Below are 21,612 nucleotides of genomic sequence, written 5' to 3'. Positions count from 1 at the left end.
GTCGTGTCAGAAGGAGTCCGGCTCAGCCGCCGGAGGAGTCGATCTCGGCCCCGACCGGGACCGTGCGGTCGTCGCGGTCGTCCAGCCAGCCGTCCGGCAGCGAGACCTTGCCGGGGGAGTTGGTGCGCCCGCGCGGCTTCCCGATGGTCGACTCCGGGAACGGCGCGGCCGCGTCGAGCCTCCCGAGCAGGTCCTCCAGCTCGTTCAAGGTCGAGACCATCGCGAGCGAGCGGCGCAGCTCGCCGCCGACCGGGAACCCCTTGAGGTACCAGGCCACGTGCTTGCGGAACTCGCGGCAGCCGTGCTCCTCCGCGTCGATGTTCCGGCGCGCCTCGTACGACTCGGCGCCCGCGATCCACTCCACGAGGAGTTGCGCGTGGCGCAGCATGACCTTCGCGACCTCCCCGAGTGACGGCATGAGGCGCGCTTCCCGCCCGCTGAAGGCCGCCTCCAGGTCCCCGAAGAGCCAGGGGCGACCCAGGCAGCCCCGGCCCACCACGACGCCGTCGCAGGCCGTCTCAGCGGCCATCCGGAGCGCGTCGTCCGCTTCCCAGACGTCGCCGTTGCCGAGCACCGGCACGTCCAGGCGCTCCTTGAGCCTCGCGATCGCCTCCCAGTCGGCGGTCCCGGAGTAGCGCTCGGCCGCGGTGCGCCCGTGGAGGGCGACCCACGCGACCCCCGCGTCCTGGGCGATCTCGCCGGCCTCCAGGTACGTGAGGTGGTCGTCGTCGATGCCCTTGCGCATCTTCACCGTGACCGGGATGCCTCGCTCGGCGGCGGTGTCGACCGCCGCGGTCACGATCTCGCGGAACAGCCGCCGCTTCCACGGCAGCGCCGAACCCCCGCCGCGGCGGGTGACCTTCGGCACCGGGCAGCCGAAGTTGAGGTCGACGTGGTCGGCCAGGTCCTCCTCGACGACCATCCGCACGGCCTTGCGCACGCCCTCGGGGTCGACCCCGTAGAGCTGGAGGCTGCGGGTCTCCTCTTCGGGATCGAACTCGATGAGCCGCATGGTCTTCGGGTTGCGCTCGGTGAGCGCCACGGTCGTGATCATCTCGCACACGTAGATCCCCGCGCCCTGCTCGCGGCAGAGCTTGCGGAACGGCAGGTTCGTGATCCCGGCCATCGGTGCGAGGACCACGGGCGGGGACACGGGCCGGCCCGCGAGCGAGAGCTGATTCGTCACCGGTCGATTATCCCAGCGCCCGCCCGGACCGGCAAAGCGCGACGGGGGTGACCGCGGCCGCGGTCACCCCCGTCGACGCGAGTCCTATTCGAGGTCCACGGTCACCGAGGCCGCCCAGGGCTTGCCCGCCACGTCGTAGGCCCCCGCGTAGCTGAAGCCCTCGCCGCCGACGGCCGCGCCGCCGGGGATCGTCGCCTGGCCGTCGAGGTACGCGTGCAGCTTCTGGCCCTCGAAGTCCGAGACCAGGACCACCGCGGCGCTCCCCGCGTAGCCCTTCACACCCAGCGAGGGCGTCTCCGACGCGCACAGCGGGTCGGTCAGCCGCGAGTCCGCGAGCTCCTTGGCGACCTCGCCGCCCGCGACCCAGCTGATCGTCCCCGCGCCGCGGCTCGTGGCGATGAACTGCCCGCTCTGGGCCCCCACCACCAGGCACGTCACGTTCGCACCGACCTCGGTCGCCGCGGTCTCCGCCAGCTCCCGGTCCAGCTCGTGCACGGTGCCGACGCTCGTGGCGACCGCCGGTCCGGCCTCGGAGGCGGCCACGTCGGCCACCCCGCCGTCGAACCCGATCGCCTCGCCGGCGACCGCGTCGAACGCGAGCGCCGCGCCGTCGTAGTACTGCGCCGCCAGGCCCTGGAGCGTGGACGTCAGGTCCACCACCGTCGCCTGGCTCGCGCTCAGGTCGCCGACCACCGCGTACGCCGAGCCCGCGACCGTGTCCCGGTGCTCGCCGTCCTCGACCGTGCCGCGCTCCAGCGCGAGCGAGCCCGTCGCGTCCGACCACGCGTCGACCGAGGTCGGCGCGGTGAACGGCAGGGCCACGGTGCCGACGATCGACGCCGACGCGAAGTGCCCCGGGTTCGGCAGGCCCGGATACGACTCGGACCAGCTCGAGGAGTACGACCCGCTCTTGTCGCCCATGGCGATCACCACGAGCGAGCCGGTCTGCGAGGCCGGGTTCCAGGTGGTGACGAGCGCGAGCTCGTTCCCGTCGGTGAGCGCCACGTCCGTCGGCACCTGGCCGTCCGGCAGGAGCAGGCAGGTGCCGCCCTGGGCGCCGCTGATGCCCGCGGTCGCGATCACCCCGGAGGAGAACGCGATCACCGAGTGCGCGCTGACCTCGGCGCTCTGCTCGGGCCGCGCGAGCGCCACCGGGCGGCCGAGCTCGACGCCCAGGCCCGCGATGCACTCGGAGGTCGATCCCTCGACGAGTTCGAGTTCGGGCGTGCCGTCCTCGGAGAAGCGGCCGCCCGCGCGGGGCGCGAGGCCGATGAGGTCGTCGGTGGTCTCCACGGCGGTCACGTGGTCGACCCCGCTCAGGGCCGCGTCGTCGGTCAGGTAGCCGAGCTGGCCCTGGACGCTGCGGTCGGCGTCGCCCAGCAGCGGCGCGGTCGCGAGGGCGTCGCCGCCGGTCGGGGCCAGCTCCTCGGCGTCGGAGCCGCCCGAGGCGTCGCCGTAGCGCCACGCGAACCAGTCGGCGGTGCCGGCGGCGGCCGCGAGTTCGGTGTAGCGCTCGGCGCTCAGGGCCTCGTCGGCCCCGGGGCTCTCGCTGCTGGAGGCGTCGCCGTCGTCGTCGGCGGGCTGGTTCGGCTCGCTCGGCGGGGCCGCGCCCAGCATGAGGACGATGCCGATGATGAGGCCCAGCGTGATGAGGCCGCCGATGCCGTAGATCGCGTAGCGGACGCCGACGTGGGTCGGCGGCGCGACGCGGGTCGGCGGGGCCTCCGGGGCCGGTTCGGGCGCGGCCGTCTCCTCGCTGCGGCGCTGGGCGGGGACGGTCTCGGTGACGACCGCCTCACCCGGCCTGTCCCCATAAGACGGTGCGGCGTCGGCGGGGAACCGCTCGGCCGGGTAGGCGCTGGCGGGCGCCTCGGGGAAGCCCTGCTGCTGGTGGCCGCCCGGGGGCTGCTGCTCGGGGAACGCGGCCGGGGCCGGTTCGGCGAACGCCGGGGGCGGCTCGGCGAACGCGTGCTGCGGGCGCTCGGGGGCCGCCTGCTGCTGCTCGGGGAAGGAGCCCTGGGCGGCGGCCGGGAACGGGTCGGCCTGGTACTGCTGCTGGCCGGCCTGGTACTGGTCGCGTGCGGCCTGGGCCTCGGCGGCGCGGCGGTCGGCCTGGTAGGGGTCCTGGCCCGCGGCGTCGCCGCGGAACTGGTTCTGGCCGTAGACGTCGGCCTCGTACGGGTCGGCGCGCAGCTCGGGGAACTCGAAGCCCTCGCCCTGCGGCTCGGGTCCGGCGAAGCCCGGCCCGGGCGCGGGGGCGGCGTACGGGTCGGCGCTCGCGTCGGGGCGGGGCGCTTGGTCAGGGCGGGAGGTCTGGTCCGGCGGCCCGGAGGGCCCGGGCTGGCCCGGGACGGCGGCGCCCGGCCAGGCGGCACCGCCGCCGGCGAGGCCCCAGCCGGTCTGGCCCTGCTGGGTCATCCAGTCCTGGCTCGAGCGCGGCGGCCAGTCGGCGGACTCGCCCCACTCGCCTTGCGGCTGCGGGGCGTCCGGCGGCGCCGGGGTCTCGAAGAGGGTGCCGCGGGCCTCGCCGGCGCGCGGCGGCTCGGCGCCCCCGAGGTCGGTCGCCCACTCGTTCCGCCTGGCCTCGGGGTCGAGGTCGTCGGCGGTCGCGGGCTGACCGAACAGGTTCGGGCCCGCGGGCGGACGGGGATCGGACGACGCCTCGTCTTCCGGCGCTGCGGAAGGCAGATGACCCACCCCGCGCGCGGTGATGCGGGGCGGATTCGTGGGTGTGGCCGCGGGTTCGCTGGTGGGAGGCCAGGAGGGCGGCTGCTCGGGCGATGGGTCCGGCATGATAGGCGACTCTAGCTGATCGGACCGCGCAACCGTGAGGCGTGGTCGGGAAAGATGTTGGAGAGGTTCATGGTACAGCGGGCCCGCCACCTCGGACTTCTTCGGCGCCAAGGGATCCCGTGACGGCCAGAGGGGACGTGACCTTCGACGCGGGCGTGTCGCCGGGGCGCCTCACAACCTGCCGCGTCCGCCTCCGGGCTGTCGGACCCACCGGGCAGAATGGTGGCAGCAGAAAGAGGTGAACAGTGGCGGGGCGAATCCGGGACGCCGACATCCAGCTCGTGCGCGAGCGGGTGGACATCGCCGAGGTCATCGGCGAGCGCGTCACGCTGCGCAACGCGGGCGGCGGCAACCTCAAGGGCCTGTGCCCCTTCCACGACGAGCGCTCCCCGAGCTTCAACGTCACCCCCGCCCGCGGCGTCTACCACTGCTTCGGCTGCGGCGTCGGCGGCGACGCCATCACGTTCCTCACCGAGCTCGACGGCCTCACGTTCGTGGAGGCGGTCGAGCGCCTGGCCGGGAAGGCCGGGCTCAAGCTCACCTACGAGGACGTGGACGGCCGCCCCCAGCGCGGCCCCTCCGGGCAGCCCGGCCTCAAGCAGCGGCTCCTCGACGCCCACACCGCGGCGGCCGAGTTCTACACCGGCAAGCTCCTGTCCCCGGAGGCGATGACGGCCCGCCGGTTCCTCGCCGACCGCGGCTTCGACCGCGACGCGGCCGCGACGTTCGGCTGCGGCTACGCCCCCGACGCGTGGGACGCGGCCGCGAAGCACCTGCGCGCCAAGGGCTTCACCGCCGAGGAGCTGACCCAGGCCGGGCTCGCGAAGCCCTCGCGCTCGGGGAGCCTCATCGACCGGTTCCGCCGCCGCCTGGTGTGGCCGATCCGCGACTCGTCCGGCGCGGTGATCGGCTTCGGCGCGCGCAAGCTCTTCGACGACGACCAGGGCCCCAAGTACCTGAACACCCCCGAGACCCCGCTGTACAAGAAGTCGCAGGTCCTGTACGGGATCGACCTGGCGCGCAAGGAGATCGCGAAGACCGGCCGGGTGGTCATCGTCGAGGGGTACACCGACGTCATGGCCTGCCACCTCGCGGGCGTGCCGATGGCGGTCGCCACCTGCGGCACCGCGTTCGGGGCCGAGCACATCCGGGTGCTGCGGCGGTTCCTGTTCGACTCCGAGTCCGCCGACGGGCGGATCATCTTCACGTTCGACGGCGACGAGGCGGGCCAGCGGGCCGCCCTCAAGGCGTTCGACGAGGAGCAGCGGTTCGTCTCCCAGACGTACATCGCCGTCACCCCCGGCGGCCAGGACCCGTGCGAGCTGCGTCAGAGCGCCGGCGACGCGGCCGTGCGCGAACTCATCGAGCGGCACACGCCGCTGGTGCAGTTCGCGATCGAGCGCGCGATCGCCAAGCACGACCTCGACACCGCCGAGGGCCGCCTGCACGCCACCCGCGCCATCGCGCCGCTGCTCGCGCGCGTCAAGGACCGCGGCCTCGTCGACGAGTACATCGGGGTCTACGCGGGCCGGCTCGGCAAGGAGAAGGCCGAGCTGCGCCGCGCCGTCCAGGGCGCCGCCGCCGGTCAGGCCCCCGCCGAGGCCCCGGTGCAGCCGCGGCGCGAGACCCGCGCCGACTCGATGCAGCTCCGCGCCCAGCGCGAGGTCCTCAAGGTGGCGCTCCAGCAGCCGCAGGTCGCGGGTCCGTACTTCGACGCGGTCGACGCCGCGCCGTTCACCGACCCGAACTACCGCGCCGTCCGCGAAGCGGTCGCCGCGGCCGGGGGCGCGGCCCACGCCGCCGCGGGCCCGAACTGGGTCGCCGCGGTCCAGAGCGCCTGCACCGAGATCGCCGCGGGCGCCCTCGTCAGCGAACTCGCCGTCGAGGAGCTGCGCCTCGCGGGCGAACCCGACGCGCTCTACGTGCGCACCATCCTCGCCCGCATCCAGCGGCCCGTCGTCGAAGCCGAGGTCGCCGACCTCAAGCGCCGGCTCCAGCGCATCAACCCCAGCACCGACAAGGACCAGTACATGACGCTCTTCGGCCAGCTCATGGGCCTGGAGCAGCACGTGCGGTCCCTCCGCGACCAGGCCGCCAACGCGGTGGAATAGCACGGTCTATTAGCACGGCCGGGCAGTCCACCTGAACAGCGAAAAGGCCGCCCCCCTCACGGGGAGCGGCCTTGAAGCTGCTTGGTCTAGTGCGCCTCGGCGGGCTGCGGGTTGCGCAGGGGCTCGCCGTGGGCGTGGAGTTCGCCGAGGGCCTCGCGCCAGGACTGGATCAGGCCCGTCGCGTGGTAGGGGATGCCCTTCTCGTCGCAGAACTCCTCGACGATCGGCTGCGCGTACTTCAGGTGCACCGACGGCATCGCCGGGAACAGGTGGTGCTCGATCTGGTAGTTCAGGCCGCCGAGCGCGAAGTCGGTGAACCAGCCGCCCTTGACGTTCCGCGAGGTCAGCACCTGCTTGCGCAGGAAGTCCAGCTCGGTCTCGCCGACGAAGGTCGGCATGCCCTTGTGGTTCGGCGCGAAGACCGAGCCCATGTACACGCCCCACGCGGCCTTGTGCACCAGGATGAAGACGACGGCCTTGCCGGGGGAGAGCACCAGGAACACGGCCGACAGGTACGCGGCCCAGTGGACGGCCAGGAACAGGGCCTCCATGCCGCGGTTCTTCAGACCGGGCTTGAGGACCGACTTGATGCCCGAGACGTTCAGGTTCAGGCCCTCGAGCGTGAGGATCGGGAAGAACAGCTCCGCCTGGTACTTGCCGAAGAACCGGTCGATGCCCTGCGCGATGCGCGCCTGGCGCTTCGACCACACGAACAGCTGGCCCCCGGCCACGTCCGGGTCGAGGTCCTCGTGGTTGGGGTTGGCGTGGTGGCGGTTGTGCTTGTCGTTCCACCAGCCGTAGCCCATGCCGTTGGCGAGGTTGCCGGTGAACCAGCCCACCCGCTCGGAGGTGCTGCGGCTGCGGATGACCTGGCGGTGCGCGAGGTCGTGGCCGAGGAACGCGACCTGGGCGCTGACGATGGCCAGGAACACGGCCGTCAGGAGCTGCCACCAGGTGTTGCCGAGCATGGCGAAGGCGACCCAGCCGCCGATGAACACCGCGCCGGTGAGGGCGAAGCGGATCACGTAGTACCCGGGGCGGCGGCGCATCAGCCCGGCCGCGTTGATGCGGCGGGAGAGCTGCGCGAAGTCGCTGCCGGTCCGCTCCGCTGTCGGAGCCTCAGGGGCGGGCAGTGTCATCGTCATGTGAGCTTCCGATCTGTCGTGCTCGTTCTCGACCCCTCTAGCCTCCCGGTTGCGGGCCCGCAAGTCGCTACCGCTGACCCGTCAATAGGGGTAGTGCTTGCCCTACCTTTCCCAGGCGACTCACAGGAACGGGCAGCACAGCGTGAAGACCGGCACCCGATCGGGTAAGGACCATGACAGTGAGTAAGGAGTGGAGCCCTGTCGTATGAGGGATCTAGGCTCGACGGTATGCCTGATGACAACGAGATCCTGGTCAGTGCCGCCGACCTGCGGAAGAAGTACGGCGAGCACGAGGCCGTCCGCGGCGTCGACTTCGCGATCCGGCGCGGCGAGGCGTTCGGGTTCCTCGGCGCGAACGGCGCCGGGAAGTCCACCACCATGCGGATGATCGGCTGCGTCTCCCAGCCCACCGGCGGCACCCTCGAGGTCTTCGGCCGCGACCCCCACACCCAGGGCGCCGAGATCCGCGCCCGCCTCGGGGTCGTCCCCCAGGACAACACCCTCGACGACATGCTCACCGTGTTCGAGAACCTCGTCGTCTACGCCCGCTACTTCGGCATCAGGAAGAAGGAGGCCCGCGCGAAGGCCGCCGAGCTCCTCGACTTCGTCCAGCTCACCTCGCGCGCCAAGGACCAGGTCTCCGACCTCTCCGGCGGCATGCAGCGCCGCCTCGCCATCGCCCGCTCCCTCATCAACGACCCCGAACTGGTCATCCTCGACGAACCCACCACCGGCCTCGACCCCCAGGCCCGCCACCTCGTCTGGGAGCGCCTCTTCCAGCTCAAGCACCGCGGCGTCTCCATCCTCCTCACCACCCACTACATGGACGAGGCCGAGCAGCTCTGCGACCGCCTCGTCGTCATGGACGAAGGCCGCATCATCGCCTCCGGCTCCCCCCGCGAACTCATCGACACCCACGTCACCAAGGAGGTCGTGGAGCTGCGCTTCGGCACCGCCCACACCGCCGAACTCGCCGCCCTCGCCCACACCCTCGACGGCGTCGGCGCCCAGATCGAGCCCCTGCCCGACAAGATCCTCGTCTACACCGACGACGCCGACGACACGAACGCCGCGCTCGAGGCCCGCGACGTCCACCCGACCTCCGTCCTCGCCCGCCGCGCCACCCTCGAAGACGTCTTCCTGCGACTCACCGGCCGCGCCCTCGTGGAGGCCGAGTCGTGACCACGACCACCGCCCAGGCCCCCGCCACCGCCGACCGCACCGCCCCGACCGCACTCGACGGCGCCTGGCGGGCCTTCCACCTCCAGCTCGCCCTCTACCGGCACGTCTGGCACGGCACCGTCTTCACCTCCGTGCTCCTGCCCGTCCTCTACATGGTCTCGATCGGCATCGGCGTCGGCGCCTACATCGACTCGGCCTCCGTCGGCGGCCTCACCTACGCCGAGTTCATCGCCCCCGGCCTCATCTGCTCCGTCGCGGTCATGATGCTCGGCAACGACATGGTCTTCCCCGTCTTCGGCGGCTACGCCGACTGGGGCGGCGGCTACCTCGCCCAGCGCGCCACCCCGCTGCGCCCGGTCGACATCCTCAACGGCCACCTCGCGTACGCGGCCCTGTTCCGGCCCTTCACGAACTGCACCATCGTCGCCGTCGTCCTCGCGTTCTTCGGCGTCTACACCTCCTGGTGGGCGGCGTTCGCCGTCATCGCCGCCGGACTCGTCTCCGCCGCGATGGCCCCCTGGCTCCACTGCTGGGCCTCCAGCATCAAGAACGACTCGAACCTGAACATGATCTTCCGGTTCGCCGTCATGCCCGTCTCCCTGTTCTCCGGGGTCTTCTTCCCCGCCGACCAGATGCCCGGGTTCCTCCAGCCGCTGGTGTGGATCTCCCCGCTGTGGCACGGCACCGAGCTCGCGCGAGCCGCCACCGCCGGCACCGCGCCCGCCCTCCCGCCCTACGTCCACATCGCCTACCTGGCGCTGCTCGCCGTGACCGGCTGGTTCGCCGCCCGCCGCGTCATCGAGCGCCGCCTGAACTTCTAGGAGCCCGCGTGTCCGTCATCGCCTACGGCGCCGCCCGCGCCGGCCTCCGCAACTCCGGGGCACTGCTCAACCGCAACTGGATCGCCATGCGCCGGGCCTGGATCCTCATCCTCTCCGGCGCCGTCGAGTCGCTGCTGTTCCTGTTCGCCTTCGGATTCGGCGTCGGCGCCCTCGTCGGGGACCTCACCCTCCCCGACGGCTCCACCGTCTCCTACACCGCGTACGTCGCCCCCGCGATCCTCGCCAACGCCGCCATGATGGGCGTGCTCGCCGAGACCTCCGTCAACGTCTTCGCCAAGTTCAAGTGGATGAAGGTCTACGACGGCATCCTCAACACCCCGCTGCGGCCCGCCGACGTCGCCCTCGGCGAGGTCTGGTGGGCCCTCATCCGCGGCTTCACCTACATCGGCGCGTTCGTGGTCGTCATGGGGCTCTTCGGACTCCTCGACTCCTGGTGGGCGCTCCTGGCGGTCCCCGCGTGCGTGTTCATCGCGCTCGCGTTCGCCGGCATCGGCCTCACCCTCGCCACCCTGTTCCGGGACTGGACCGACTTCGACTGGATGAACGCCGTCGTCTTCGCGATGTTCCTGTTCGGCGGCACCTTCACGCCCGTCGAGTCCTACCCCGGCTTCGCGCAGCCGATCGTCTACGTCATGCCGCTGTACCACGGCATCGAGCTGGTGCGCGGCATCAGCCTGGGCCAGCTCGGCCCGATGATGCTGGTGCACATCGCGTACCTCCTCGCGCTGGCGGTCGGCGGGATGTGGATCGCCCAGCGCCGACTGGCACGGGCTCTGTATAAGTAGCAGCGGTCAAGCAGCAGGCCGCGCCTCCGCACGAGCGGGGGCGCGGCTGCTTCCATGTAAGAAAGTTTTCTTCAAATGTGACCTTCACAACGGAGTGAAATTTCGGTACGTTCCCCTTATGAGACACCGCAACCGACGAATCGCACTCCTCGTCGCGGCGCTCCTTACCGCGGCCGTCGCAGCCTTCGCGCCGACCCTGGTCTCGAACGCCGACGACTTCACGGCGCAGGCCGTCTCCCACAAGAGCCCGTTCAACTGCAACAAGACGTTCTACGCGAACAACTGGATCGGCACCCCGGCGCACAACCCCGCCAAGTCGATCGACTGGCAGACCTACGGGTCCGACGCGATCAACGGCGAGAACGTGCGCGCCACCGCGGCCGGCACCGCCTACTTCTACAACGAGGGCTCCACGAGCTACGGCCGCTGGGTCAAGGTCGTGCACTCCGACGGCACCAGCACCCGCTACGCCCACCTCGCCACCCAGGTGAAGGCCCCCGGCTCCAGCATGAGCGTCTCGCAGGGGACGATCATCGGCACGGTCGGCTCGACCGGCGGCTCCAACGCGCCGCACCTGCACTACGAGCAGCGCAACGCCAGCGGCACGGTCGTCAGCCCCGTGGTCGAGGGCGTCTCGGTCCCGCAGGGCACCAAGAAGGCCATCACCTCCACCAACGGCTGCTCCGGCGGCGGGAACCCGTACACGCCCGGCGAGGTCTGCGGGTCCGGCTACTCCCAGATCAACCAGCACGCGCTCGGCACCGTCGGGGCGATCTTCCTGATGTACAACGCCTCCAACGGGTACAACTGCGTCGTGACGCTGAAGTACACCAGCGTCGGCACCGCCTCCGCGGTCTCCTCGACCCTCCAGGTCGAAGGCGGCACCGTCACGAAGGACTCCGGGAACTTCTCCTACTACGCGGGGCCGGTGAAGAAGTCCGCGCCGAACACCTGCGTCAAGTGGGGCGGCTCGGTCGGCTCGACCACGTGGACGAGCGGCTGGAGCCACTGCGGCTGACCCGCCCCGCAGCGAAGCCCGATATGGTGGGCGCGTGAGAACCCTCCTGCGACTGTGCATCGTCGTCGCGTTGGCCTGCGCGCCCGCCTTCGCCCCTTCGGCGGCGCTCGCCGCCGGCGGCCCCACGGTCCTGGTGCTGACGACCGGGAACGAGGCCCAGGACGTGGCCGACTTCGCGCTCGAACGCCTCCACATGGAGGCCCGCCGCTGGAGCTTCACCCTCGTCGAGGGCACCCCCGCGGACCTCGAGGACCTCGACGGCACCGACGTGGTCATGTTCCTCAACACCGGCGCCGACATCCTGGACGAGACCCAGGAGGCGTCGCTCCACTCGTTCCTCTCCCGCGGCGGCGGCTTCGTCGCCACCAACGCCGCGGCGGCGAGCGAACCCGACTGGGACTTCTACCAGGAGCTGCTGGGCGCCACGGCGCTCACGCCCCCGGTGGAGCCGGCCTCCGAGCAGGAGGTCGCGTTCAACGCGGGCTCGCCGATCACCGACGGCCTCGACGAGGAGCTCAAGGTCACCGAGCGCTGGTACTACTTCGATCCCGAACCCGCGCAACCGGAGTCGACGATCCTCGCGCAGCTCGGCTCCGGTGACCCCGTCGCCTGGAACTCCGAGTCCTACAACGCGTTCTACGCCTCCCCGGGCGGCACCGGCAAGACCTGGGGCGACCGCGACTTCCTCCAGCTCATCCGCCAGGGCATCTGGTGGGCGGCGGGGGAGCAGGGCATGCTCCTCCAGAACTCCGAGGACGCGGCCCCCGAGTGGCCCTACACCTGGACGTTCGTGCTCTTCGTGGTGGCGGTCGCGGGCGGCGGCTCCATCGCCGTGTGGCGCCTCGACAAGGACGAGGCCCTGCGCGAATCCGAAGGCGCCGAGAGCGAACCGGCCGCGGACCCGCCGGTGCGGGCCGGCGTCTGACACGTGCGAAAAGGGCGGGCCGCAGGCCCGCCCTTCGTCGTGTCCGGGGACGCGGTGCCGGACGGCTCCGAGCCGGAAGTTCCCACGACCCGCTCACACCCCGGAGCACCCATACGGCCACGGGGCGGAGCCGGTCCGGCACCGCGCGGATCGGAGTCTACAACCGCCCGGTCACCAGGGTTCGCACGTTCGCGACACCGTTCTCGAAGGGCAGGTCCTCGTCCCCGGGCTCCTCGACCGGGCCGCCCGCGCGCTGCTTGATCGAGACCTCTTCGAGCGGGATCGCGAGCAGCGCCGACATGGCGTTCTCCTTCACGCTCGCCTCCCGGGACCGCTCGGAGCGGCCCTCGGCGAAGCGGTCGATGAGGGCCTTGAAGACGTTCCAGCGCTCGTCGGCGTCCTCGACCAGCCGGGCGTTCGCGTGGACGACGACGCTGCGGTAGTTCATGGAGTGGTGGAACCAGCTCTTGGAGAACACGAGCCCGTCGACGACGGTGGCGGTGACGCTCACCGGGAAGCCCTCGCGGCCGCCCAGGCCCATGCTGCTGCCGGTCGAGCCGTGCAGGTAGAGCGTGTCGCCAACGCGCACATGGAAGGTGGGGAGGACGCGGGGCGCGCCGTCGGGGCCGACGAAGGCGAGGTCGACGAACAGCGCCTCGTCCAGGACCCGGTAGGACTCGGCCCGCTCGTAGGTGACCCGCTCGCGCGAGCGCTTCGGGGTCGTGCGCTCGGTCTGCTCGAACCGGCCGCTGTAGGGGCATTCGAGGGTGGACATCGAGGGGGGCTCCCATCCGCTTATTTGTACTGATACAATGCTGTGGTTATGTCGGTACAGTATCAGATCACCGGAACGGCGGCAACCGAGATCGCCGCCAGCGTCGAGGCCGGCGTGCGCGCCGGACGGCTCGCGCCCGGCCGCACCCTGCCCCCCGTCCGCAAGCTCGCCGCCGACCTCGGGGTCGCGCCCGGCACCGTCGCCTCCGCCTACCGGCGGCTGCGCGAGCGCGGCGTGGTCGAGACCGGCGGCCGCGCCGGCACCTTCGTGCGCCAGCGCTCCGCCTTCACCCCCACCGGGACCCTCACGGTCCCTTCTGGAGTGCGCGACCTCGTCTCCGGCGAGCCCGACACCGACCTGCTGCCCGACCTCGGCGCCCTCAAGCCCGGCGTCGACATCGTCCACGGCAACTACCGCGACGGCGGCCCCTGCCCCGACCTCCTCGACCTCGCCCGCGACCGCTTCGCCGCCGACGGCGTCCGCGGCGAGCTCACCGTGACCTCCGGCGCCCTGGACGCCTTCGAACGGGGCCTCGCGGCCCGGCTCGAACCCGGCGACACCGTCGCCGTCGAGGAGCCCACCTGGGCCAACGGCCGCGACCTGCTGCTGTCGGCCGGATACCAGGTTACGCCGGTCGCGATCGACGGCGAGGGCCCGATCGCCGCGGAGCTGGACGCCGCCCTCGCCTCCGGCGCCCGCGCGTTCATCCTCACCTCGCGCGGCCAGAACCCCACGGGCGCAGCGGTGTCCGAGGCCCGCGCCGCCGAGCTCCGGGAGGTGGTCGAGCGCCACCGGGGCGTCTTCGTCATCGAGGACGACCACTGGGCCGAGCTCTCGCGCACGCCGCTGCGCTTCGTCGCCGACGCGGCCGAGCACTGGATGTTCGTCCGCTCGGTCTCCAAGCCCTACGGCCCCGACCTGCGCACCGCGCTCGTGGCCGCCGACCCCGACACGAAGGCCCGCCTCCAGGGACGCATGGCCCTCGGCCACGGCTGGGTCTCGTGCATCCTCCAGCACTTCGTCATCGCCGCGTGGACCGACGAGGACACGGCCGCCCGGGTCCGGCACGCGGGCCGCGTCTACTCCGAACGCCAAGCGGCCCTGCGCGACGCGCTCGCGGCGCGCGGCATCGACACGTGGGGCACCTCCGGCCTCAACCTGTGGGTCCCGGTCGCCGACGAGACCGCCGCCGTCGTCTCCCTGCGCGACGCCGGGTACGCCGTGGCCCCCGGCCGCGGCTTCTCCTTCCACGGCGCCCAGGCGATCCGGGTGAGCACCGCCCGCCTCGAACCCGAGGCCGCACCCGCGGTCGCCGACGCGATCGTCTACGCCTCCGGACCGGCGGCGCCGCCGGTCTGACCGGGCGCCGCCCCCCGGCGGCGCCCCGGGCGGACCACCCGATTCGCCCGACAACTCCAGAAAGGAACCCCCCGTGACCGCGACTGCACACCCGGACACGACCCTCTTGCAACGACGCGTCCTGCGGACCCTCTTCGCCACGCAGGTCATCGGCGGCCTGGCCGTCGGCATCGGCATCGCCGTCGGCGCGCTCCTCGTCGAGGACATGACCGGCTCCTCGACGTACGCCGGGCTCGCCCAGAGCCTCTTCGTGGGCGGCTCCGCGCTCGTCGTGGTCCCGGCCGTGCGCATCACCGAGCGCTTCGGCCGCCGCGGCGGCCTCGCGTTCGGCTACGCGTGCGCGGTGGCCGGCACGCTCGTCATCATCGCCGCGATCCACCTCGACAACGCCCCCGTGGCCGTCCTCGGGTACTTCCTGCTCGGCTCGGCGTCGTTCGCGGGCCTCCAGTCGCGGTACGCCGCGGCCGACCTCGCCCCCGCGGCCAAGCGCGGCTCGCACCTGGCGATCGTCGTGTGGGCCACCACGATCGGCTCGGTCGTCGGCCCCTCGGTGGCCGCGCTCGCCGAGCGCTGGTGGTCCGCGGCGGTCGGCGGGCCCGCGTACGTCGGCTCGATGGTCGCCATGGGCGTCCTGTGCGTCCTGACCGCGCTGATCATCGGGGTGTTCCTGCGCCCCGACCCGCTCCTGACGGCCCGCGAGCTCAGCGGCGAGACCGACGCGCCGCGCCGCTCGATCGCCGACGGGTACCGCACCGCGAAGTCGAACCCCGCGGTGCGCACCGGCGTGGTCGCCGCGGCCCTCGGGCACTTCGTCATGGTCGGGGTCATGGCCATGACCGCCCTCCACATCCGGCACGGCATGGCCGACCCCGAGCAGGCCCTCACCGTCGTCGGCGTGATCCTCGGCCTCCACATCGGCGGCATGTACGCGCTGGCGCCCGTCGTCGGCCGCCTCGTCGACCGCCACGGCTCGCGCCCGGTCCTGGTGGCCGGCACCGCGATCCTGGTCGCGGCGTGCGCGGTCGCGGGCTCCTCGCCCGCGGACGACCACGTGCGCCTCTCGATCGGCCTGGTCCTGCTCGGCCTCGGCTGGTCGGCGATGACCGTCGCCGCGGCCGCGCTGGTGACCGGCGCGGTCTCCCCGGCGCAGCGCCCGTCCACGCAGGGGTTCTCCGACCTGGTCATGGGCCTGGCCGCGATGGGCGCGGGCATCGCGTCGGGCCCGATCGTGGAGTACGCGAGCTACGGGATGCTCTGCGTGTTCTGCGCCGTGGTCACCCTGTGCGTGGTCCCGTTCTTGATGGGCCGGATCTCCGGCCCGACCGCCGCGGAGGAGGCGGCCTAGTAGCCGTAGGCGCTCGGGGCGTTCTGGCCGCCGTCGACCGGCACGACGGCGCCGTTCACCGCTCTCGCCTTGTCCGACAGCAGGAACGCGATGACCTCGGCCACGTCCCCGGGGTCGAGCAACTGGCGCGAGGGGAACTCGTCGAGGAACGCCTCGTAGCGGCCGGGGTCGGCCACGCGCAGGCGGTCCCAGTTGCGGTCGGGGATGAGCATCGAGCCGGGGGCGACCGCGTTGACGCGGACGCCGCTGGGGCCGAGTTCGCGGCCGAGCACCGTCGCGGCGTGGTTGAGCGCGGCCTTCGTGGAGCCGTACGCGAGCCCGGGGGAGGGCTTCGCGCCGGAGATCGAGGACACGAGCACGGCCGCACCGCGGGTGCGGCGCAGCTGCGGCAGCGACGCCTTGAGCGCGGTCATGGCGCTGACGACGTTGACGCCGAGCGTGTAGGCCCAGTCGTCGGCCTCGGTGTCGACGAGGCTGCGCCCGCGCGCGCCGCCGACGTTCGCGACCACGCCGCCGAGGTCGCCCAGGCGGCGCCCGGCCTCGTGCGCGAACTCGGTGAGCATCTCGGCGTCGTTCACATCCAGTGCCCGCGCCGCGACCTGGACGTCGTGCTCGGCGCGGAGCTTCGCGGCGAACTCGTTCAGGGGCGCGGCGTTCCGGGCGCACAGGGCCAGCGGGACGCCTTGGGAGGCCAGGAGCGACGCGGTGGCCTGGCCCAGGCCGTGGCTCGCTCCGGTGATGAGGACAGGACTGTTGAGTTGCATGCCGTTCATTTTGGCCTGCCGTGTCCAGGGTCCCGTACCGCTCGGTCCCGGGGCGCCCGCCGCGGGGCCGTCCGGCACGGGACGGCCCCGCGGCGGGCGCGGGTTCAGCGCCAGGGGGCGAGCGGATTGTCCAGGCGGCCCGCGTAGATCAGGCTCTCCTCCTGGTTCTCCAGGTCCACCATCTGCTGGTTGTTCTTGAGCTGCAAGCGGTTCAGGCACGAGAGCGTGAACGAGTCCGCGAACAGCGGGAACCGCTCGAACTCCCCGGCCAGCTCGGGGTGCGCGGCCTGGTAGTCCTTCAGGGCCTCGGCGGCCGTGCGCCAGAACTCGTCCTCGCTGAGCACGCCGTCGACGTGCAGGATGCCGGCGAGGAACCGCAGGAAGCAGTCGGCCACGTCGGTGAGGATCGACAGCGCCCGCACGTCGTCGGGCACCTCGGCCCGGATCCGCCCGATCGCCTCGGGCACCTCGGTCGCGGGCTCCAGGACCGCGCACTCCTCGCCGATGTCCTTGAGGAACACCCGCTCGACGGCCCCGTCCTTGAGCACGAGGATGACGTTCTCCCCGTGCGGCATGAACACGAGCCCGTACTTGTACAGGCAGTGGGCGAGCGGCACCAGGTACGCGTCGAGGTACCCGCGCAGCCAGTCGGCCGGGCGCAGCCCCGAGCGGCGGATGAGGGCCGACGCGAACGGCTTCCCGTCGCGGTCGACGTGCAGCAGCGAGGCCATGGTCGCCGCGCGCTCCCCCTTGGCGAGCTTGGGGACCGGGCTCTCGCGCCACAGGGCCGCGAGCATCTTGCGGTACGGCGAGCCCTTGGGCGCCCCGGCCGTGTAGGCCGGGTGCCGGTAGCCCACGGCCGCGCGCTCGCGCAGGACGGTGGCGCCGTGGCGCTTCAGGGTCGGGTCGCCGTGCACGAGGTCGGCCACCCAGTCGCAGATCGCGGGCGTGACCTCCATGTACTCGGTCGACAGGCCCCGCATGAAGCCCATGTTCAGCACCGAGAGGGCGGTCTTGACGTAGTCGCGGCCGGGCTCGGTGCGGTCGAAGAAGGTCCGGATCGACTGCTGGGCCTGGAACTCGTCGTGGCCCTCGCCGAGGGGGACCAGCCGCCCGGCGGCGATCTCGGGCGCGAACGTCACCGAGATCCGGTTGCGCCACTGCCACGGGTGCACCGGGATCAGGTACACGTCCTCATAGGACAACCCTTTGTCGGTGAGCACCGACGCGAAGTACTCGCGGGAGTCGGCGTCGACCTGGGTCTCCAGCAGCCACTGGAAGTCGAGTTCGGGCGAGGCGGCGAACATCGCGTGCTCGCGGCGGGCCGCGAGCCACATGAGCCGCACGCCCGCACCGGCCTCGGGCGCGTAGGCCCGGTAGTCCTCGGAGGTGAACCCGAGCCGGCCCGAGCCGGCCACGAAGCACGGGTGCCCGCCGGTCATGGCCGCCTCGATCGCCTGGAAGCCGGCGCCGACGAGCGCCGCGGCGGTCGGCTGGTCCTCGGCGAGCTGGAACGCCCCGCGGTTGACGGTGGCCGCGACCTCTTCGAGGTACACCGGCAGCACGGCGTCGCTCAGGCCCAGTTCGCCCTTGAACGCCAGGAAGAACGCGGCCGCGTCCGGTTCGGCGCCCTTCCCGCCTGCGGTCCGCTCGATCGAGGCGGGGTCGACCACCCAGTGGTCGAGTTTGAAGCGGCGCGCCGTGAAGCGGTACCGCTCGGCCCCGGCGGCGAGCGTGTACGCGTCGCCGTCCTTGACCGGCACCAGCAGCCGCTCGTGCGCGAACTCGCCGATGGCCTTGGCCAGCAGGTCCCGCGTGGCCCGGAGCCACGGCCCCGGGGTCAGGTGGTCGATGGCGCTCACGCGTGCACCCCCTTCGCGGCGGACCGCTCGAAGTCCATCCGGGTGCAGAAGCTCAGCAGCGCCTCCTTGCGCTCCAGCTTCACGGTCCTCTCAGGACGGAAGCCGACGTGCTCGTTGAGGCGGTGGATCGCCTCGTTCCCGGTGTCGGGCTCGACGACCGCGCGCTTGGCCCGGAACCCGTCGAACAGCAGGTGCATCACCGCGGTCATGACCCCCTTGGTGAACCCGGGGATCGGGGTCTCGGCGGGGGCGGTGAGCACGTGCATGCCGACGTCGCCCTCGGCGGGGTCGTAGACCGAGGCCAGCTCGGAGTGCGCCGGGTCGTACACCTCCACGAGGAACCGGGCCCGGTAGTGGTACAGGCCCATGTACGCGAAGTGGTGCGGGTTCATCTCGATGGCCTCGTGCTCGGCGAGCACGTCGGCGACGGCGGCGTCCTGCATCATCCAGTAGCGCGCCTTGGGGTGGGTGACCCACTCGTGCAGCAGCGGCGAGTCGGTGGGCGGGTCGACCGGGCGCAGCCCGAAGTCGCCGAGGCGGTCGTGGAGGTGGTAGAAGGTCTTGGGGGCGTGCGTCAGCGCGTTCATGCGGGTGCTCCGAACTCCTGGAAGCCGATTCGCTGCTCGATGGGGTAGACCTCCCGGCCGGTCATCGACCGGATGATCCAGGAGTTGCGGTGGGCGGCCATGCCGAGGTCGGGGGCGGTGAACCCGTGGGTGGCGAGCTCGGCGTTCTGGACGAAGACCTCGCCTGCGCCGGCCGCGTCGACGCTGTAGTCGCGCCGCGGCTCCAGGCGCCCGGTCGCGTCGAAGCGGAGCCGGTCCCGGACCCCGTCGAGGAACGCCGGGACGCGGTAACTGTAGCCGGTCGCGAGCACCAGGCCCTCGGTCGCCAGGTCGAAGCCGCGGTCCTGCTCGTGCTGGCGCACGCCGAGCCGCAGGGCCGCAGCGCCTTCCGCCGCATTCTCAACCGTGCATTTCTCAACCGTGCAGTTGGTGAGCAGCCGCGTCGGGACGGTCCCCATCGCGAACCGCTTCTCGTACAGCACGTCGTAGATCTCGTTGATGAGCTCGGCGTTGACGCCCTTGTACAGGCCCTTGTGCGCCAGGTTCAGCTCGTCGCGCCGGTCGGCCGGAAGGGCGTGGAAGTAGTCCACGTACTCCGGGCTGGTCATCTCCAGCGTCAGCTTCGTGTACTCCAGCGGGAAGAACCGCGGCGAACGCGTGACCCAGTTGAGCGTGTACCCGCCGGAGTCGATGCCGCCCAGCAGGTCCCGGTAGATCTCGGCCGCGCTCTGGCCCGAGCCGACCACGGTGATCGAGGCGCACTCCCGGAGCCGGTCGCGGTGCTCCAGATAGGACGACGCGTGGCACACCGTCCCGGACTCCAGTCCGCGGCAGGCCGGCGGCACCCACGGCGGCGTCCCGGTGCCGAGCACCAGGCGCCTCGCCCGGTCGGTCCGCGCGCCGCCCGGGCCATGCGAGGTCACGGCGTAGGCCCCGTCCTCCCAGGCCACCTCCACGACCTCCCGGTTGAACTCCAGGTTGTCGAGTTTCCTTGCGGCCCAGCGCAGGTAGTCCTGGAACTCGGCGCGGAGCTGGAAGAACGACTCGCGGATGTAGAACGGGTAGAGCCGCCCGTTCTGCTTGAGGTAGTTAAGGAACGAGTACTCGGAGGTGGGGTCGGCGAGCGTGGCGAGGTCGGCCATGAACGGCACCTGCATCGTGGTGCCCTCGATGAGCATCCCCGGGTGCCAATCGACGTCCGGCTTGCGCTCCAGGAAGAGTCCGTCGAGGTCGGCGATCGGCGCGGTGAGGGCCGCGAGGCCGAGGTTGAACGGCCCCAGCCCGATCCCGATGAAGTCGCGCACGGTGGTCACGCCGCCTCCTTGGCCTGCTTGCCGTGGCGGGCCAGGGCTTCGAGCACGGGGACGACGTCCTCCAGGGTGGTCTCGGGGTTGAGCAGCGTGAGCTTCAGGGCGATCCGGCCCTCGACGCGGGTCGCGGCGACCATGCCGCCGCCGGAGGCCGCGAGCGCCTCGCGGGCGGTCCGGTGGGTGTCGTCGCCGGCCCCGGCGAGGCGGAACAGCACCGTCGAGAGCTGCGACGGCGGCGCGGCGACCTCGAAGCGCGGGTCCGAGGCGAGCCAGTCCCACGCCTCGCCGGCGAGCGCGCACACCCGGTCGAACATGGCGCCCACGGCGTCGGGTCCCAAGGTGCGCAGCGTCATCCACAGCTTCAGCGCGTCGAAGCGGCGCGTGGTCTGGAGGCTCTTGTCGACCTGGTTCGGCAGCGCGCCCTCGGCCGGGTTGAGGTAGTCGGCGTGGTGCGTGACGTGGCGCAGCGAGGCGCGGTCGCGCACCAGGAGCGCGGAGGAGCTGACCGGCTGGAAGAACGACTTGTGGTAGTCGACCGTGACCGAGTCGGCGGACTCGATGCCCGCCAGCAGGTCCCGGTGCTCCAGCGAGACGAGGAGGCCGCACCCGTAGGCGGCGTCCACGTGGAGCCAGACGCGGTGCGCGGCGGCGACCTCGGCGATGGGGGCGAGCGGGTCGACCGAGCCGAAGTCGGTGGTCCCGGCGGTGGCGACGACCGCGGCGGGGACGTCGCCCTGCTCGCGGCAGGTCTCGATGGCGGCGTCGAGCGCGGCGGGGTTCATGCGGAACCAGTCGTCGGCGGGGACGGTGACGACCGCCTCCTCGCCGAGGCCGAGGAGCCTGGCGGCCTTGACGACCGAGAAGTGCGAGTGCGGGGAGGCGAAGAACCGCAGGCGGGGCAGGACCTCGACGCCGCGCAGCGGGGTGCCGTGCTCGATGCGGTGCTTGAGGAGCACGGCCTCCACGGCCTCGTCGCGGGCGAGGAGGAGCGCGTGGAGGTTCGACTGGGTGCCGCCGGAGGTGAAGACCCCGTCGGCGTCCGGGCCGAGGCCGGCGCGCCGGGCGGTCCACTCGATGAGGCGCTGCTCGATGAGGGTGCCGCCGGCGCTCTGGTCCCAGGTGTCGACCGAGGTGTTCACGGCCGCGAGGACGGTCTCCGCCGCGACGGCGGGGAGCGCGACGGGGCAGTTGAGGTGGGCGAGGTAGCGCGGGTGGTGGAACCACACGGCGTCGTCGAGGTAGAGCCCGCCGACCTCCTCGAACGCGGCCTCGAAGTCCTCCAGGGGCCGGTCGAGGTCGACGGCCGCGACGGCGGGCGCGAGCGCGGCCGGGGCGGCGCCGGTCCAGGGCCGCTCGACCGCGGCGATCCGCTCGGCGATCCGGTCGGCCACGTCGGCGATGAGGCCGCGGTAGGCGGCGGCCGAGTCGCGGCCAAGGAGGGCCGGGGGTGCGGTCCGGTTGCGCGGCACGGGAGCCGGGCGGAGGTCGGCACTAGTCAGCACGGAGGGTCACCTTTCAGTGGTCCTGCACGGAGGGACGGTCTCTCGGGATGCCGGGGAACGTGTAGGTTAGGCTAACCTAAGTGCATGACGGGCGGAAGACCTCATCCCGGATGGTGATGTTCTCCACGGTTCTCGGACCTGG

Annotated in this window: 17 protein-coding genes; 8 read left to right on the top strand and 9 right to left on the bottom strand. The window is 72.3% G+C overall.

Translation table 11 applies throughout. From position 1 onward, the window contains the following. Nucleotides 1-22: 22 nt before the first annotated feature. Together dusB and BLS99_RS05110 are read right to left on the bottom strand one after the other, a co-directional pair. Nucleotides 23-1,186 carry a tRNA dihydrouridine synthase DusB gene (gene dusB / locus BLS99_RS05115; RefSeq protein WP_091044529.1) on the bottom strand — a complete coding sequence of 388 codons (1,164 nt, stop codon included), beginning with the start codon at nt 1,184-1,186 and terminating at the stop codon, nt 23-25. Nucleotides 1,187-1,270: 84 nt separating this feature from the next. Then, entirely contained in the window at nt 1,271-3,979 is a 2,709-nt protein-coding gene (locus BLS99_RS05110; protein ID WP_143034693.1) for a hypothetical protein, read from the bottom strand. 245 nt (nt 3,980-4,224) lie between these two features. Here BLS99_RS05110 and dnaG point away from each other — a divergent pair, with 245 nt between their 5' ends. Next, nucleotides 4,225-6,090, top strand: a complete 1,866-nt coding sequence (gene dnaG, locus BLS99_RS05105) for a DNA primase (protein WP_091044523.1) — start codon at nt 4,225-4,227, stop codon at nt 6,088-6,090. 86 nt (nt 6,091-6,176) lie between these two features. Here the strand turns inward: dnaG and BLS99_RS05100 are convergent, their stop codons facing one another. After that, the gene (locus tag BLS99_RS05100; protein ID WP_218126256.1) at nt 6,177-7,235 is read right to left on the bottom strand and encodes a fatty acid desaturase family protein; all 1,059 of its coding nucleotides are present in this window, start codon (nt 7,233-7,235) and stop codon (nt 6,177-6,179) included. Between the two features lie 228 nt (nt 7,236-7,463). Here BLS99_RS05100 and BLS99_RS05095 point away from each other — a divergent pair, with 228 nt between their 5' ends. The 5 genes from BLS99_RS05095 (at nt 7,464) to BLS99_RS05075 (ending at nt 11,987) form a co-directional block, all read left to right on the top strand. Next, complete coding sequence (locus tag BLS99_RS05095; RefSeq protein ID WP_091044519.1) at nt 7,464-8,417, top strand: ABC transporter ATP-binding protein; 954 nt, start codon at nt 7,464-7,466, stop codon at nt 8,415-8,417. Next, the gene (locus BLS99_RS05090) at nt 8,414-9,238 is read left to right on the top strand and encodes an ABC transporter permease (protein ID WP_091044516.1); all 825 of its coding nucleotides are present in this window, start codon (nt 8,414-8,416) and stop codon (nt 9,236-9,238) included. The genes BLS99_RS05095 and BLS99_RS05090 overlap by 4 nt, the downstream gene beginning before the upstream one ends. Nucleotides 9,239-9,246: 8 nt before the next feature. Continuing rightward, on the top strand, nt 9,247-10,044 hold the full coding sequence (locus tag BLS99_RS05085; protein WP_245712152.1) for an ABC transporter permease: 798 nt from the start codon (nt 9,247-9,249) through the stop codon (nt 10,042-10,044). Nucleotides 10,045-10,162: 118 nt separating this feature from the next. Continuing rightward, nucleotides 10,163-11,062 carry a M23 family metallopeptidase gene (locus BLS99_RS05080; RefSeq protein ID WP_091044513.1) on the top strand — a complete coding sequence of 300 codons (900 nt, stop codon included), beginning with the start codon at nt 10,163-10,165 and terminating at the stop codon, nt 11,060-11,062. A 34-nt stretch (nt 11,063-11,096) separates the two neighbouring features. After that, nucleotides 11,097-11,987, top strand: coding sequence for a ThuA domain-containing protein (locus BLS99_RS05075; RefSeq protein WP_091044508.1), 891 nt, complete (start codon nt 11,097-11,099; stop codon nt 11,985-11,987). 157 nt (nt 11,988-12,144) lie between these two features. Here BLS99_RS05075 and BLS99_RS05070 read toward each other — a convergent pair whose 3' ends face one another. Further along, nucleotides 12,145-12,762, bottom strand: coding sequence for a pyridoxamine 5'-phosphate oxidase family protein (locus tag BLS99_RS05070; RefSeq protein ID WP_091044504.1), 618 nt, complete (start codon nt 12,760-12,762; stop codon nt 12,145-12,147). 48 nt (nt 12,763-12,810) lie between these two features. Between BLS99_RS05070 and BLS99_RS05065 the strand changes: the two genes are divergently transcribed. Then, the gene (locus BLS99_RS05065; RefSeq protein WP_091044501.1) at nt 12,811-14,121 is read left to right on the top strand and encodes an aminotransferase class I/II-fold pyridoxal phosphate-dependent enzyme; all 1,311 of its coding nucleotides are present in this window, start codon (nt 12,811-12,813) and stop codon (nt 14,119-14,121) included. 73 nt (nt 14,122-14,194) lie between these two features. Beyond that, a complete protein-coding gene (locus BLS99_RS05060; protein WP_091044498.1) occupies nt 14,195-15,466 on the top strand; it encodes an MFS transporter in 1,272 nt (423 codons plus the stop codon). Here the strand turns inward: BLS99_RS05060 and BLS99_RS05055 are convergent. The 5 genes from BLS99_RS05055 to BLS99_RS05035 all read right to left on the bottom strand — a co-directional run bounded on the left by BLS99_RS05055 (nt 15,463) and on the right by BLS99_RS05035 (nt 21,467). Continuing rightward, nucleotides 15,463-16,230 (bottom strand): SDR family NAD(P)-dependent oxidoreductase, encoded by a 768-nt coding sequence (locus tag BLS99_RS05055; RefSeq protein WP_176953198.1) that lies wholly within the window; start codon nt 16,228-16,230, stop codon nt 15,463-15,465. The two genes, BLS99_RS05060 and BLS99_RS05055, sit on opposite strands and share 4 nt — an antisense overlap. A 104-nt stretch (nt 16,231-16,334) precedes the next feature. After that, a complete protein-coding gene (locus BLS99_RS05050) occupies nt 16,335-18,092 on the bottom strand; it encodes an IucA/IucC family protein (protein ID WP_218126254.1) in 1,758 nt (585 codons plus the stop codon). Continuing rightward, nucleotides 18,089-18,679, bottom strand: a complete 591-nt coding sequence (locus BLS99_RS05045; protein WP_091044491.1) for a GNAT family N-acetyltransferase — start codon at nt 18,677-18,679, stop codon at nt 18,089-18,091. The genes BLS99_RS05050 and BLS99_RS05045 overlap by 4 nt, the downstream gene beginning before the upstream one ends. Beyond that, nucleotides 18,676-19,971, bottom strand: coding sequence for a lysine N(6)-hydroxylase/L-ornithine N(5)-oxygenase family protein (locus BLS99_RS05040; protein WP_091044486.1), 1,296 nt, complete (start codon nt 19,969-19,971; stop codon nt 18,676-18,678). The genes BLS99_RS05045 and BLS99_RS05040 overlap by 4 nt, the downstream gene beginning before the upstream one ends. Further along, nucleotides 19,968-21,467 (bottom strand): pyridoxal phosphate-dependent decarboxylase family protein, encoded by a 1,500-nt coding sequence (locus BLS99_RS05035; protein WP_425432604.1) that lies wholly within the window; start codon nt 21,465-21,467, stop codon nt 19,968-19,970. Before BLS99_RS05035 ends, BLS99_RS05040 begins: the two co-directional genes overlap by 4 nt. Nucleotides 21,468-21,612 lie beyond the last annotated feature (145 nt).

The sequence above is a fragment of the Glycomyces sambucus genome (assembly GCF_900102815.1).
GTDB lineage: Bacteria > Actinomycetota > Actinomycetes > Mycobacteriales > Micromonosporaceae > Glycomyces > Glycomyces sambucus.
This window is presented reverse-complemented; position numbering and strand designations above follow the sequence as displayed.